This window comes from Streptomyces sp. NPDC102490, from assembly GCF_044765285.1.
In the GTDB taxonomy this organism is placed as follows: domain Bacteria; phylum Actinomycetota; class Actinomycetes; order Streptomycetales; family Streptomycetaceae; genus Streptomyces.
On the sequence record NZ_JBIWJU010000009.1, the window covers coordinates 81485 to 94874 of the forward strand.

At 72.0% G+C, this 13390-nt stretch carries 10 protein-coding genes; 4 read left to right on the forward strand and 6 right to left on the reverse strand.

The window, feature by feature from the left end; translation table 11 throughout:
* Positions 1-150: 150 nt before the first annotated feature.
* The 5 genes from nadE to ACIRGB_RS21710 form a co-directional block, all read right to left on the reverse strand.
* Positions 151-981: an ammonia-dependent NAD(+) synthetase gene (gene nadE / locus ACIRGB_RS21690; protein WP_398908738.1), complete on the reverse strand. Its 831-nt coding sequence runs from the start codon at positions 979-981 to the stop codon at positions 151-153.
* A gap of 134 nt (positions 982-1115) precedes the next feature.
* Positions 1116-4124, reverse strand: coding sequence for a family 16 glycoside hydrolase (locus ACIRGB_RS21695; RefSeq protein WP_403867409.1), 3009 nt, complete (start codon positions 4122-4124; stop codon positions 1116-1118).
* A gap of 206 nt (positions 4125-4330) precedes the next feature.
* Positions 4331-5650: a DEAD/DEAH box helicase gene (locus ACIRGB_RS21700; RefSeq protein ID WP_403867412.1), complete on the reverse strand. Its 1320-nt coding sequence runs from the start codon at positions 5648-5650 to the stop codon at positions 4331-4333.
* Positions 5651-5780: 130 nt separating this feature from the next.
* On the reverse strand, positions 5781-6740 hold the full coding sequence (locus tag ACIRGB_RS21705) for an alpha/beta hydrolase family protein (protein WP_403867415.1): 960 nt from the start codon (positions 6738-6740) through the stop codon (positions 5781-5783).
* 123 nt (positions 6741-6863) lie between these two features.
* Positions 6864-7298: a PGPGW domain-containing protein gene (locus tag ACIRGB_RS21710; protein ID WP_403868162.1), complete on the reverse strand. Its 435-nt coding sequence runs from the start codon at positions 7296-7298 to the stop codon at positions 6864-6866.
* A gap of 298 nt (positions 7299-7596) precedes the next feature.
* Between ACIRGB_RS21710 and ACIRGB_RS21715 the strand changes: the two genes are divergently transcribed.
* Together ACIRGB_RS21715 and ACIRGB_RS21720 are read left to right on the forward strand one after the other, a co-directional pair.
* Positions 7597-9465: a CocE/NonD family hydrolase gene (locus ACIRGB_RS21715; RefSeq protein ID WP_403867418.1), complete on the forward strand. Its 1869-nt coding sequence runs from the start codon at positions 7597-7599 to the stop codon at positions 9463-9465.
* Positions 9466-9503: 38 nt separating this feature from the next.
* Entirely contained in the window at positions 9504-9743 is a 240-nt protein-coding gene (locus tag ACIRGB_RS21720) for a DUF5302 domain-containing protein (RefSeq protein ID WP_403867421.1), read from the forward strand.
* 87 nt (positions 9744-9830) lie between these two features.
* Here ACIRGB_RS21720 and ACIRGB_RS21725 read toward each other — a convergent pair whose 3' ends face one another.
* On the reverse strand, positions 9831-10778 hold the full coding sequence (locus ACIRGB_RS21725; RefSeq protein WP_403867424.1) for a methionyl-tRNA formyltransferase: 948 nt from the start codon (positions 10776-10778) through the stop codon (positions 9831-9833).
* Between the two features lie 176 nt (positions 10779-10954).
* On the opposite strand from ACIRGB_RS21725, the gene ACIRGB_RS21730 reads away from it, so the two are divergent.
* Together ACIRGB_RS21730 and ACIRGB_RS21735 are read left to right on the forward strand one after the other, a co-directional pair.
* A complete protein-coding gene (locus tag ACIRGB_RS21730) occupies positions 10955-12310 on the forward strand; it encodes a lysine N(6)-hydroxylase/L-ornithine N(5)-oxygenase family protein (protein ID WP_403867427.1) in 1356 nt (451 codons plus the stop codon).
* 11 nt (positions 12311-12321) lie between these two features.
* Complete coding sequence (locus tag ACIRGB_RS21735; protein ID WP_403867430.1) at positions 12322-13386, forward strand: FecCD family ABC transporter permease; 1065 nt, start codon at positions 12322-12324, stop codon at positions 13384-13386.
* The last annotated feature ends 4 nt before the right edge of the window (positions 13387-13390 follow it).

Here is a 13390-nt window from a genome sequence, read left to right on the forward strand (position 1 = left end):
CGCTCCGTCTCTCCGGCCGGTGTCGGTCCTGGTGCGGGCACCTCATCGGCCAGACTAAGGCGACTTCTGGCAAACCGCACATAAAGGACCTGATCGGCGGGCGGCGGCCGCCGGTGGGGGCCGCCGCCCGCCATCGGCCGGGGCCGGCGGTCAGGGAGCGATCGGCAGCCGGCGCTTGTGGTCGGTCTGCCGGTACCGGGTGAGGATCTTCTCGAAGGTCTGCTCCTTCACCGGCTTGCCCTCCAGGAAGTCGTCGATCTCCTCGTAGGTGACTCCGAGGGCGTCCTCGTCGGCCTTGCCCGGGTCGAGGGTCTCCAGGTCGGCCGTGGGAACCTTCCGGACCAGCTCGGCGGGGGCGCCCAGCGCGTCCGCGACGGCGCGCACCCGGCGCTTGGTGAGGCCCGTCAGCGGCACGAGGTCGGCGGCACCGTCGCCGAACTTGGTGAAGAAGCCGGAGACCGCCTCGGCCGCGTGGTCGGTGCCGACGACCAGGCCGCCGTGCGCCCCGGCCACCGCGTACTGCGCGATCATGCGCTGCCGTGCCTTGATGTTGCCGTGCACGAAGTCCTGGTGGCCGGCGTCGCGGAAGGCCACGTCGGCGGCGAGCAGGGCGTCGAGCGCAGCGTCGCTCGCGGGCTTGATGTCCACGGTCAGTACGTGGTCGGCCCGGATGAAGGAGAGGGCGAGCTGGGCGTCGTGCTCGTCGGCCTGGACGCCGTGCGGCAGCCGCATCGCGTAGAAACGGGCCTCGTGCCCCGCGGCGCGGGCCCGCTCCACGGCGAGCTGGCACAGTCTGCCCGCGGTGGTCGAGTCGACCCCGCCGCTGATCCCGAGCACGAGCGCGCGCAGACCGGTGGAGGTCAGCCGCTCGGCGAGGAAGGCCACCCGGCGCTCGATCTCCCGTTCGGCGTCGAAGGTCTCCGCGACCTCCAGTTCCCGGGCGATCTCCTTCTGCAGGGCGATGGACGCCGGCTCGCTCAATTCCGCTCCTTGTTCGACGGGCAGGGCAGTTCTCGTTTCACCCTACCCACAGGCGGCCGGGGAACTCGGACCCACCGTCCGGTGGAGCGGGAGGTGCGGGGCGGCCGTCAGGGGCCGCCCCCCACGGCTGGGGGTCAGTCCAGCGGCTCGATGCGGATGTCGCGGAACCGGACCTTGTTCCCGTGGTCCTGCAACCGGATCGCCCCGGCGGCGGGCGTCTCGGCCCGGCCGGCCGCGGTGGGCCCGTCGAGCACGATGTCGTCGTGGACCGTCTTGCCGTTCCACACGACCGTCACCCGCGCGTCGGCGGTCTTGGCGCCGTTCTCGTCGAAGCGGGCGGCACGGAAGACGACGTCGTACGTCTGCCAGGTCTCCGGGGCCGTGGCCGCGTTGGTGTCGGGAGCCTTCTTGAGGTAGATCGCCCCGGCCTCGTTGGTGTCCGGGGTGGTGTCGCCGTAGGAGTCGAGGATCTGGAGCTCGTAGCGGTCCTGGAGGTAGATGCCGCTGTTGCCGCGGTCCTGGCCGGTCACGTCGTCCGGCAGCAGGGGCACGCGGAACTCCACGTGCAGCTTGAAGTCCTGGTAGGCGTCCTTGGTGCGGATGTCACCGCAGCACACCTCCATCGACCGCTCCTCGGCCAGCGGCCAGGCCACCTTCCTCCCGTCCGTGTGCTGCCACTGGTCCTGCGAGGCGGCGGTGCCGTCGAACAGGGCGACCCGGGCGCCGTGCGGGCGCACGGTGATCAGGTCGAGGTTGACGTGGCCGGTGTCGCCGGGGTCGTAGCGGTAGGAGACGGTGTTGTGCCCGGCGCGCAGCCGCACCGGCTCGGTCCGGGTGGACCAGGTGTCCCAGTCCCCGGTGGAGGGGAGCTGTGTCTGGCGCACCTTCTTCCCGTCCGCGTACAGGGACAGCGACTTGGTGCCCTCGAAGGGGTTCGGGCCGTTGGAGTAGCGCAGGCCCACGTCGTAGGTGCCGGTCTTCGGGACGGTCACGTCGAAGGTCGTGGTGACCTTGCCCTCGGTGGCGTAGCGGTCGACGAAGCCGCTGCCGGAGTAGCCGGCGTGGTCGGTGTGGATGCCCGCCTTCCCCGTCAGACGCGCCTCCTCGGCCTCGTACCGGGTGGCCGCCGGCGGCTGCTTGCCGGGCATCTCGTTGAGGGTGTACCAGGCCTCGGTGCTCCACAGCGTCTCACCGGAGGCGGAGGTGAACGGGCGCGGGGAGCGCACGTGCACGACGCGGTCCGGCTTCAGGCCGTCCAGCCGCAGCCGCACGGTGCGGCCGTCGTCCGAGAGCGTCGCGGACCGCACGGCCAGCTCCTCCTCGGCGATCTTCGGGCCGCCGTAGTCGCCGGTCGGCGTGTAGCGCCACTGCTCGGCCTCGTAGCGGGAGGCCAGCTCCGCGGCCGTCTCCTCGGACACCGGCTGGGTGTACGTGAGGTCGAAGCCGCCCGGCACCGCCCGCATCTTCTGGACGTCGAAGGTGTTGCCGCCGTTGGGCGTCAGCTTCTGGAGGCCGAACTTGAGCTTGCCCTCCTGCCCCCAGTTGCCGTCGGCGCCCAGGCCGCCGGTGTAGATCGCGCCGTCGGGGCCCATGGAGACCCGGTTGACGCCTGCCTCCAGGCCCTGCGTGTAGCGGAAGACGGCGCCCTGGTACTGGCCCTTCACCTTCTCCAGGTAGGCGCGCTGGAGGCCGCCGTAGGTGACGTCGCCGATCAGCATCTGGCCCGCGAACCGGCCCTTGGTGAGGTACAGCGGGGTGGACGGCGAGTTGCCGATCTCGTTCTGCGGCAGCCACAGCACCGGCTCGGTGACGGGGGAGTCCTCGAAGGGCCCCGCGGGCTCGGTGTAGTGGTTGAAGAACCGGTCCTGCTTGATCTGGACCAGCTTCGAGGCGGGCAGCCAGCCGCCCTGGTTGTCGGTGGCGAACAGGTCGCCGCCCGGCCCCCAGCCGATGCCGTTCGGGGTGCGCAGCCCGCCCGCGATCGGGCTGATCTTCCCGGTCTTCTTGCTGATTTTGTACGTCGTCCCGCGGTTGGGCGCGGGCTGCGGGGTGGTGGTCGCGCCGCCGAGGTCGATGGCGACGGAGAGGTTCACGTAGAAGTAGCCGTCGCGGTAGAGCAGGCCGAACGCGAACTCGTGGAAGTTGCCGCCGTAGGGCCAGGTGGCGACCGTGCGGTACTCGTCGGTCACGTCGTCGCCGTCGCGGTCGACGAGCCGGGTCAGCTCGTGCTTCTGCGAGACGTAGAGCGAACCGTCCACGTACTTGATGCCCATGGGCTCGCGCAGCCCGCTGGCCACCTTCTCGACGGTCACCCGGTCGCGGCTGGTCCTACCGGTGACGTTGTCCAGGAGGTACACCTCTCCGGCAACGTTGTCGGTGCCGCCCCAGGTGCTGAGCGCCAGGCGTCCGTCGGGCAGCCAGTCCATGCCGGTGACCTGCGGTTCGAAGCCGTCGGGGCGCAGGTCGGTGAGGTCGAGGTCGGGGCGCACGGAGGTCAGCGGCAGACCGTCGCCGGGGGTGTCGCGCCCGGCCTCGCACTCCTTGCGGCCCGGCGCCGTCACCCGGACCACCCCGGCGTCGGTGCTCAGCGCCTCGGTGGGGACGACGGTGAACTCGCTCTCGCCCGGCGGCATCCAGGACAGCTGCACCTGCTGGCCGCCGCCGCGGTCGAAGTGGTCGATGCGCAGCGGGTGCGCTCCCGCGGTGAGGTCGACCGTGCCGTCCTTGGGCTCCGCGCCGTGCAGTCCGTCGTGGTCGATCACCGTGGCGTCGTCGAGGGTCAGCCGGGAGCCGTCGTCGCTGACGAGCCGGAACACGTAGGTGCCGGCACGCGGGGCGACCAGGTAACCGGACGCCTGGGAGACGAAGTTGTCGGCGATGCCGCCGAAGTCGGCGGTGCTCGACCAGTCGACCGTCGGCATCAGCTTGTCGTGGTTGGGGGTCTGGCCCGGCTTGAGGGTGCACAGCTCGTTCAGCGGCGTCTGGACGTCGAACACGCGCAGGGTGACGCCGGGTTCCTGCGGCGGGATGTCGGCGGGCGCCGCCGAGGACGCCGGGGCGGCCCAGGCGCCGCCGAGCGCGACGGCCGACGTCAGCAGGAGGATGAGGTGTCTTCGGGCACGCGAGAACAACCGTGGGTGCATTGGTCCTCCGGGGGATGGGGACCGGACCGTGCCGGATATCGCTCCGGTCTTGTGCGGTAGGACGGACGTTCCGCCGCCAAGGTAGGAGACTTCCGCTTGGCATGTCCATACTTTGTCATCGGTGTGTTCAAAGTTCTCGGTGCCGATCCGGCGTCAAGTCCCGTTCCCCGGCGCCGTGATCGGCCCGCCCGGTCGGCGGTCGGCGGTCAGCGGCCCCTGCGCACCCGGGCGGCCGCGCGCGCCTCCGCGGCCTTGCGCGCCTCGACGGCCTTGCGGGAGCCCTTGGCGGCGCGGCCCGGCCGGGTGCCCATCCCGCGGAAGGGGGCGTTGCCGCCCTCCTGCGCCGGACCGGTCGGCGGGCGCTTCGCGCCGGTGAGGGCCGTCAGTTTCTGCTCGCCCGAGCGCACCGGGGTCACCGTCGGCCGGATCCCGGCCTCGGACATCATCCGGTTCACCTCGCGCCGCTGGTCGGGGGTGACGAGCGTGACCACGCTCCCCGCCCGCCCGGCGCGCGCCGTGCGCCCGCCGCGGTGCAGGTAGTCCTTGGCGTCGGCCGGCGGGTCGACGTTGACGACGAGGTCGAGGTCGTCGATATGGATGCCCCGCGCCGCGACGTTGGTGGCCACCAGCACGGTGACCTCGCCCTCCACGAACCGGGCGAGGGTGTGGGTGCGCTGCGGCTGCGACTTCCCGCTGTGCAGGGCGCCCGCGGACACCCCGGCGGCCCGCAGCTGCCGGGTGAACCGGTCGACCCCGGCCTTGGTGTCCAGGAACATCAGCACCCGGCCGTCGCGGGCCGCGATCTCGGTGGCGGTCGCGTACTTGTCGGCGGGGTGGACGGTCAGCACGTGGTGCTCCATCGTGCTCACCGAGGCCGACGCCGGGTCGACCGACACCGGAACGGGGTCGTGGAGGTGGTCCCGCACCAACTGGTCGACGTCGCCGTCGAGGGTGGCCGAGAACAGCAGCCGCTGCCCGTCGGAGGGCACCTGCTCCAGGATGCCGGAGACCTGCGGCAGGAACCCCATGTCGCACATCTGGTCCGCCTCGTCCAGCACCGTGATCCGCACCTGGTTCAGGTGGCAGTCCCGGCGGGAGACCAGGTCGGTCAGGCGGCCCGGCGTGGCGACGACCACGTCGGCGCCGTCGCGCAGCGCCTGGGTCTGCCGGTTGATCGACAGTCCGCCGACGACCGTGGTCAGGCGGACGTCGAGCGCCCGCGCGTACGGCGCCAGCGCGTCGCTCACCTGCTGGGCCAGTTCCCGGGTCGACACCAGGACGAGGGCCAGCGGCCGCTTCGACTCCGCGCGGCGGCCCGCGGTCCTGGCGAGCAGGGCCAGCCCGAAGGCCAGCGTCTTGCCGGAGCCGGTCCGGGCCCGGCCGAGGACGTCGCGCCCGGCCAGCGCGTCGGGCAGGGTCGCCGCCTGGATCGGGAACGGCTCGGTCACCCCGAGGGCGGCCATCGTCTCCACCAGCACCGGCGGCAGTCCGAGGCCGTCGAAGGATGCGGTCGGCTTCGCGTTCATGGGGGACCTTTCTGATCAGCCGCCCGGAACGCGAGCGGGTCCGTACCCCTCGGTACGGACCCGGGCGCTTCAAAGCGTGCCGCCATTTTACCAGCGGCCCCGCCCGCGCCCCGCGGCCGACCGTGCGGGCCTACTTGGACTCGACCCGCCCGAGCGGGTCCGGCCCGGCCGCCAACGTCTGCTGGGCCCGCTGCCAGGCGGTGTCACCGGGATACAGCGCGGAGCGCAGATAGGCCCAGGTGAGCCGCTGTACGGCGGCCACCCGCGCGGGGTCCTCGTCGGTGGTCTCCGCGACGTCGTATCCGGCCACCCCGCCGAGGCCGTGCTCCGCGCCGAACAGGGTCAGCAGGGACTTGGGGCCGGGGGAGAGGGTGTACGGGTCGGCATGCCACTGGGCCCCGGACACCGTCAGATGGGCGGAGTCGTCCTGGTCGCCGGCGACGACGAGCGCGGGCGTGGCCATGCGGGAGAAGTCCGTGGTCAGGAGGAAGGGCATGTTCTCGGCGGCGGACGCGCTGAGGGCGTCGCCGCCCCGGCCGGGCGCGGCGAGCAGCACGCCCGCCTTGACGCGGGGGTCGGCCAGGTCCGCCTCCGTGCCGTCGTCCGGATCGGTGAGCCGGGCGCCGAGCAGCAGGCTCGCGGTGTGTCCGCCCATCGAGTGCCCGGCGACCGCGACCCTGCTCCGGTCCAGCCGTCCGGAGAGCTGCGGGACGGCCTCCTCCAGGATGTCGAGCCCGTCGAGGACGTGCGTCATGTCCTCGGCGCGCGACCGCCAGAACAGGGGTGCCCCGGGGGTGCCGGGGTCCAGCGCCAGGGACCGCGAGCTGAGGTGGGTCGGCTGGATCACGACGAAGCCGTGTGCGGCCCAGTAGTGGGCGAGCGGGGCGTAGCCGTTCAGGGAGGAGAGGTGGTTCGAGTAGCCCTGGCCGTGCGAGAGCAGGAGGACGGGCAGGCCGGTCCCGGTCACCGGCGCGGAGACCCGCACCTGGAGGTCCACCGGCCGCCCCGGGGCCGGCAGGACCACCGGGGCGACGGAGAGGACGGGAGCGGGCGGGGAGACGACATCGGTGGGGTGGGTCGGTGCGCTCATGATGCGTGGGTCCGTTCGATGAATCGACGGCGGGGACGGCGAGGCCGCCGGGAGGGGGCGCGTCGGCGCAAGAATAAGCGGGACGCTGTCCCGGTTAAATATACGGAACGTCGTCCCGTTTGGTCAACGCCCGTGTCCTCTGGCCGGTGACGAGCCGCGACGCGCCGCCTGGACGCGGCGGTGGCTCCAACAGAGCAGGGCGAACAGCACGAAGCCGGAGACGATCAGACTCGCCCCGGTGGCCCATCCGGAGTACGGCAGCTCGGGCACGAGACCCCAGGCCACGCCGGCGGCGAGGAGGAACAGCCCCACGAGCACGGAGCCGGCGATGCGCCAGGGGGAGGAGACGCTCTCCTCGGCGGCACGCATCGCCCGGGTGCGGACCGGGGCGACGAACCGGTCCAGCGCCGGAACGGCGCGCGCCAGCAGCACCACCCCGGCGAAGACGAGCAGCAGGCCGGGGCCGGGCAGCACCAGCAGCGCGACGCCGAGCAGCAGCAGGACGGCACCGAGGGCGCCCAGGGCGGTGCGCCGGATCGATTCGACACCCCGCGCCATGGCGCCCCACTCTCCTGCGGTCGGCAAGCAATCCGGTTCCGTCGGCGTGCCCCACCCTAGGCGCGGACCGCGGCGCGGGCGATTCCGGCGGGCACGGTCGGCGTGCACCGGGGGGCGAGGCCCGACGTGGACCCATCTGCCCGGCAGCCCCGGCCGGAGACAGGTGCTGCCCGGTCGCGTCCGCCAACGCCCGATGTGACAGGGGAAGTTGCGATTCGGCCCCATCGACGCGCGGGGGACTTCGCTGCTAGACCTGCACCACCCGTACCGCCTGCACCCGCCTTCCAAGGAGGAGCATGTGAGACCACGTCGCGCGGTCGTCCGGACCGCATCGGCACTCGTCGCCGCCCTCGCCCTGACCGTCGGCCTGGGCGGCACCGCCGTCGCGGCGCACGAGGCGGAGGACGGTCCGGCCACCGCCGCCGGGACCGGCCCCGTCACGCACGAGGAGAACGACCGGGTCCCGGAGGGCTCGGTCTGGACCCAGCACTACTTCCCGTCCTCCGACCGCTCGGGCACCCGGCTCCATGCCGACGTCCTGCTGCCCGAAGGGCTGAAGCGGAAGGAGAAGGTGCCGGTCATCGTGTCGATCGGCCCGTACTTCGCCCACGCGGGCCAGACCGGCCCCGAGGGCTGGTCCCACACCGGCCCCTCCGCCCGCTTCCAGGACTTCATCGAGGGCACCGACCTGTTCGACCAGGGGTACGCCTTCGTCATGGTGGACCTGCGCGGCTTCGGCGGCTCCACCGGCTGCCTGGACTGGGGCGGCCCGGGCGAACAGGCCGACGTGAAGGCCGCGATCGACTGGGCCGCCAAGCAGCCGTGGTCCACCGGCGCGGTCGGCATGTACGGCAAGTCCTACGACGCCGTCACCGGCCTCATCGGCAACAACCTGGACCAGCGCGCGCTCAAGGCCGTCGTCGCCCAGGAACCCGTGTGGGACACGTACCAGTACATCTACTCCAACGGCGTGCCGCGCCCGAACGTGACGGGCACCGCCGACGCGTACAACTCCATCGCCTCGATGCCCCCGATGGCGGACGACGACCCCCGCTACCAGGCCGCCGCCCGCTACGAGGAGGGCCACCCGGAGTGCCTGACGGAGAACTCGGCCGGCTACCGCATATCCGACCAGCGGGACGAGCACTGGACCTCCCGTGACCTGGCGAGGATGGCCAGGGGCAGCGACACCCCGCTCTTCGTCACGCAGGGCTTCATCGAGAACAACACCAAGCCCGAGGAGATGGAGGAGTACCTCGACAACCACCGCGGCCCCGAGCGCGGCTGGCTCGGCCAGTGGGACCACGTGCGCGGCGGCGACCGCGTCGAGGACGGACGCCTGGCCATGGGCCGCGAGGGCTGGTACGACGAGACCCTCGCCTTCTACGACCAGTACCTGAAGGGCACCGGTCCGACGGTGCGTTACCCGGCCTACGCCGTCGAGGACAACACCGGTGCCTGGCGGGCCCAGCGCACCTGGCCCGTCACCGAGCGGTCGGTGACCCTCCCGCTGGGCGGCGGCTCCTACGTGGACGACGGCGGCGCGTCCGCCCGCGCGGCCCTGACCGCCTCCGGCGGGCCGGCACCCAAGGCACCGCCGCAGCCGACCGGCACATGGGACATGGAGAACGCGCCCGCGACCGAGCAGCCGGCCCCGGCCGGGCTGGCCGCGGAACTGGCGAAGCGCCAGCGCTCCGGTGAGACCGCCTCCAGCTTCTTCGTCTGGTCGAAGCCGCTGAAGAAGGCCACGCGCGTCACCGGCACCCCGCAGGTCTCCCTGACGGCCCGCGGCGAGGGCAACGTCATGCTCAAGCTGTACGACGTCGCCCCCGACGGCACCGCGGTCATGTTCGACGAGCAGGTCTCCCTGGTGAAGTCGGGCCGCCTGAGCGTCGACCTGAAGGCGACCGACTGGACGCTCGCCGCCGGGCACGTCCTGGCCGTGGAGATCGGCTCCATCCAGACCGGCTCCTGGCGCGACACACCCTCCGGCGAGACCATCGAGGTCAGGGGGGCGAAGCTGCGGCTCGCCCTGGACGACCCGGCCGACGACATCGCCACCCCGGGCGACCGGTCGCCGTACCTGGACACGTACCTGCGCCAGTACACGGTGACCCTGCCGGCGGGCCCGGGCACGTACTCGGTGGTTCCCGGCGGCCGGTCGTGACAAGCTGTGCTCCTGTTGTCCGAGCCCAGGAGGTCGTCATGACTGAAGAGTCTTCATCGCAAGCAGGTTCGGAACCGGCGGAGGACGAGCGCCCCGCCCTGACACCCGACGCCGACGGTCAGTACGACCTGAAGGACAAGTTCCGCCAGGCGCTGGAGCGCAAGCGCGGCAAACAGGCGGAGGCCGCGGCCCTCGCCGAGGGCACCGACGTGGCGAAGATCCGGGGCACCCACGGCCCCGCCGCCAGCCAGCGTTCGTTCCGGCGCAAGAGCGGCTGAGGCCGCGCCCGACCGTCCCGCGCGGGGCCCGACCGTGGCAGCACGGTCGGGCCCCGCCCGTCGTGGACGGCCGGTCGGGGGTGTTCCTCAGGGACGGGAGGTCAGATAGCCGCCCATGGAGGTGAAGTACTCCGTCGCGGCCAACTCCCGCCCGTCCTCGGTGCGTACGCGCGTGACGGCGAGGCCGTGATTGCGGCCCCGGCGCGCGTCCGCCCCGGCGACGATCACCACGCCCTCGCCCTCGCGGTAGAAGATCCGGCCGGGCGTACCGCCGTAGCGGCCCTCGGAGACCACCGCGGCGAGGATCTCGAGCCGCCTGCCCCGGTGGAAGGTGAAGGCGCTGGGGTACGGCTCGGACTGGGCCCGGACCAGACGCTCCAGGTCCTCGGCCGGCCAGGTCCAGTCGATGCGGATGTCCTCGGCGGACCGCTTGTGGAAGAAGCTCGCCTGCGACCGGTCCTGCCGGGTGAACTCCGTCTGCCCGGCCGCGATGAGCCCGAGGGCGCCGATGGTGACCGGGGCGATGAGGTCGACGGTCTTGTGGAACAGGTCGGTGGCGGTGTCCCTCGGCCCGACCGGCACCGCCTCCTGCCGGACGATGTCCCCGGCGTCCAGCTCGTCGTTCATCAGGTGCGCGGTGACGCCCACCTCGGTCTCGCCGTTGATCAGCGCCCAGATCAGCGGGGAGAACCCGGCGTACTTCGGCAGCAGGGAGTCGTGCACGTTGAGCGTGCCGTGGCGCGGCAGGCCGAAGATGCGCGGGGGAATCCAGGTCCGCCAGTTGTTGGCGACGATGATGTCCGGATCGGCGTCCTTGAGGCGCTCGAACAGCTCGTCGTCGTCCGGGCGGTTGCGGATGAGCACCGGGACACCGTGCTCCTCGGCGAGGTCGGCGACGGAGTCGCTCCAGATCTTCTCGTACGCGTGCTCGCTCTTGGGATGGGTCACCACCAGGGCCACATCGTGTTCGGAGTCCAGCAGGGCTCGCAGGGTGCGGTGCCCCCAGGTCTGGTAGCCGAACATGACGACCCGCATGGGCGTTCCTCCTCGAGGCAGGGACTGACCCGGGCAGTTAAGCAAGCCTTACCTTAGTGCGCAACACCGCCGTGAGACCGGTCAGTTGGCTCGAATCGACCCCCGACCCGCCCTATCGACAGCCGTATCTCATTAGCTTAGGCTCACCTAAGTTTCCGGCGCTCGAGGGGAGTGACATGTCACAGGTTCTTCCTGCTGACTCCACGCTGGTCCACGACCTCATTGGTATCGGCTTCGGTCCGTCCAATGTCGCCATGGCGATCGCGATCCGCGAACACAACGCACAGGCCGGCGGGCAGGAGGCGCTCGACGCCCTCTTCTTCGAGCAGCAACCGCGCTTCGGCTGGCACCGCGGCATGCTGATCGACGACGCGACCATGCAGGTGTCCTTCCTCAAGGACCTGGTGACCCTGCGCAATCCGGCCAGCGAGTACAGCTTCCTCTGCTACCTGAAGAGCAAGGGGCGGCTGATCGACTTCATCAACCACAAGAACCTCTTCCCGCTGCGGGTCGAGTTCCACGACTACTTCGAGTGGGCCGCGGGCAAGGTCGACGACATGGTCTCCTACGGCCACGAGGTCGTCGGCGTCGCACCCGTCGTGCGGGACGGAGCCGTGGACCACCTGGAGGTGACGGTCCGTTCGGGGGAGGGTCTGGAGGTCCACCGGGCCCGCAACCTCGTCGTCGGCACCGGGCTGCGCCCCCTCGTGCCGGAGGGGGTGGAGCGCGGCGACCGCGTCTGGCACAACTCCGAACTGCTGGCCAGGGTGGACGCGTTGGAGGGCACCTCGCCCTCCCGGTTCATCGTCGTCGGCGCCGGTCAGAGCGCCGCCGAGAACGTCGCCTACCTGCACCGCCGCTTCCCCGCGGCCGAGGTCTGCGCGGTCTTCGCCCGCTACGGCTACAGCCCCGCCGACGACAGCGCGTTCGCCAACCGGATTTTCGACCCGGCGGCGGTCGACGACTACTTCACCGCGCCCGGCAGCGTCAAACGACGGCTGATGGACTACCACGGCAACACCAACTACTCCGTGGTGGACATCGACCTGATCGACGACCTGTACCGGGAGCTGTACCGGGAGAAGGTCCTCGGCACCGAGCGGCTGCGCTTCCTCAACGTGTCCCGGCTCTCCGACGTCAAGGAGACACCGGACCGGGTGCGCGCCACGGTGACCTCCCTGGTCAGCGGCGAGGAGAGCCACCTGGACGCCGACGTCGTGGTCTTCGCCACCGGCTACGGCCCGGCCGACCCCCTGGGCCTGCTCGGCGAGGTCGCCGACCGCTGCCTGCGCGACGACGAGGGCCGGGTGCGCGTCGAGCGCGACTACCGCGTCGCCACCGACCCCTCCCTGCGCTGCGGCATCTATCTGCAGGGCGGCACGGAGCACACGCACGGCATCACGTCGTCGCTGCTGTCCAACACCGCCGTCCGGGTCGGCGAGATCCTCGACTCGCTCCTCGACCGGGGCCTCAAGTCCGCTGCCGACGAGGCCCGTACGGTCGCCGACGGGACCGGCACCGGCGCGCGTTAGGGTACGTCGCCATGACCACGACTGCGGCCCAGCGTCCCGCGTCCGCGCCCAGGGGCCCGACCAAGGCCCGCCGGCGTCGGCTCGCCGGCCTGGGTGTGCTGGCGGCGCTCCTCGTGGTCGCGGCGGCGGCGTCGCTGGCCGTCGGCGCGCGGGCGCTCAGTCCCGCCGAGGTCTGGCACGGGCTGTTCGCGGCGCCCGAGTCCGACCAGCGGCTGACCGAGATCAGGCTCATCGTGCGGACCGTACGGGTGCCCCGCACGGTGCTCGCCGTCGTGGCCGGCCTCGCGCTGGGCGTCGGCGGGGCACTGATCCAGGGGTACACCCGCAATCCCATCGCCGACACCGGGCTGCTGGGGGTGAACTCCGGCGCCTCGTTCGCCGTGGTGTCGGGGATCGCCGCCTTCGGGTTCACCAGCCCGTTGCAGTACGTGTGGTTCGGCTTCCTGGGCGCGGCGGTCGCCGGTGCCGTCGTGTTCGGGCTGTCCAGCATCGGCCGGGGGGCGGGCAACCCCCTGACGCTCGCGCTCGCCGGGCAGGGGGTCACGGTGTTCCTCGCGGCGATGACCACGGCGGTCGCGCTGACGGACAAGGCCTCGCTGAACGCCCTGCGGTTCTGGAACGCGGGCTCGCTGACCGGCGTCGGCTTCGACGTCATCGGACCCGTGTCCGCCTTCATCGCCGCCGGGCTGCTGCTGGCGCTGACCACCCTGCCCTCCGTCAACCTGCTCAACCTGGGGGACGACGTGGCACGGGGGCTCGGCGTGAACACCGCGCTGACCCGTACCGTCGGCATCGTCGCCATCACCCTGCTGGCCGGGGCGGCGACGGCGGCCTGCGGCCCCATCGCGTTCCTCGGGCTCATGGTGGCCCACGTGGCCCGGTACCTGACCGGCCCGGACTACCGCTGGCTGGTGCCGTACGCCGGTCTGCTCGGGGCCGTGGTGCTGCTGGTCTGCGACATCGTGGGGCGCCTGGTCGTACGGCCGGGGGAGTTGGACGCCGGGGTCGTCGTCTCGCTCCTCGGCGCACCGTTCTTCGCCGTCCTGGTGTGGCGCGGGAAGTTCAAGAACGCGTGAACGG

Bases quoted from the DNA above. Each gene is read 5' to 3' on its own strand.
- ACIRGB_RS21695 (WP_403867409.1), bottom strand. From the start codon at position 4,124: ATGCACCCACGGTTGTTCTCGCGTGCCCGAAGACACCTCATCCTCCTG.
- ACIRGB_RS21700 (WP_403867412.1), bottom strand. From the start codon at position 5,650: ATGAACGCGAAGCCGACCGCATCCTTCGACGGCCTCGGACTGCCGCCG.
- ACIRGB_RS21705 (WP_403867415.1), bottom strand. From the start codon at position 6,740: ATGAGCGCACCGACCCACCCCACCGATGTCGTCTCCCCGCCCGCTCCC.
- ACIRGB_RS21710 (WP_403868162.1), bottom strand. From the start codon at position 7,298: ATGGCGCGGGGTGTCGAATCGATCCGGCGCACCGCCCTGGGCGCCCTC.
- ACIRGB_RS21720 (WP_403867421.1), top strand. From the start codon at position 9,504: ATGACTGAAGAGTCTTCATCGCAAGCAGGTTCGGAACCGGCGGAGGAC.
- ACIRGB_RS21725 (WP_403867424.1), bottom strand. From the start codon at position 10,778: ATGCGGGTCGTCATGTTCGGCTACCAGACCTGGGGGCACCGCACCCTG.
- ACIRGB_RS21730 (WP_403867427.1), top strand. From the start codon at position 10,955: ATGTCACAGGTTCTTCCTGCTGACTCCACGCTGGTCCACGACCTCATT.
- ACIRGB_RS21735 (WP_403867430.1), top strand. From the start codon at position 12,322: ATGACCACGACTGCGGCCCAGCGTCCCGCGTCCGCGCCCAGGGGCCCG.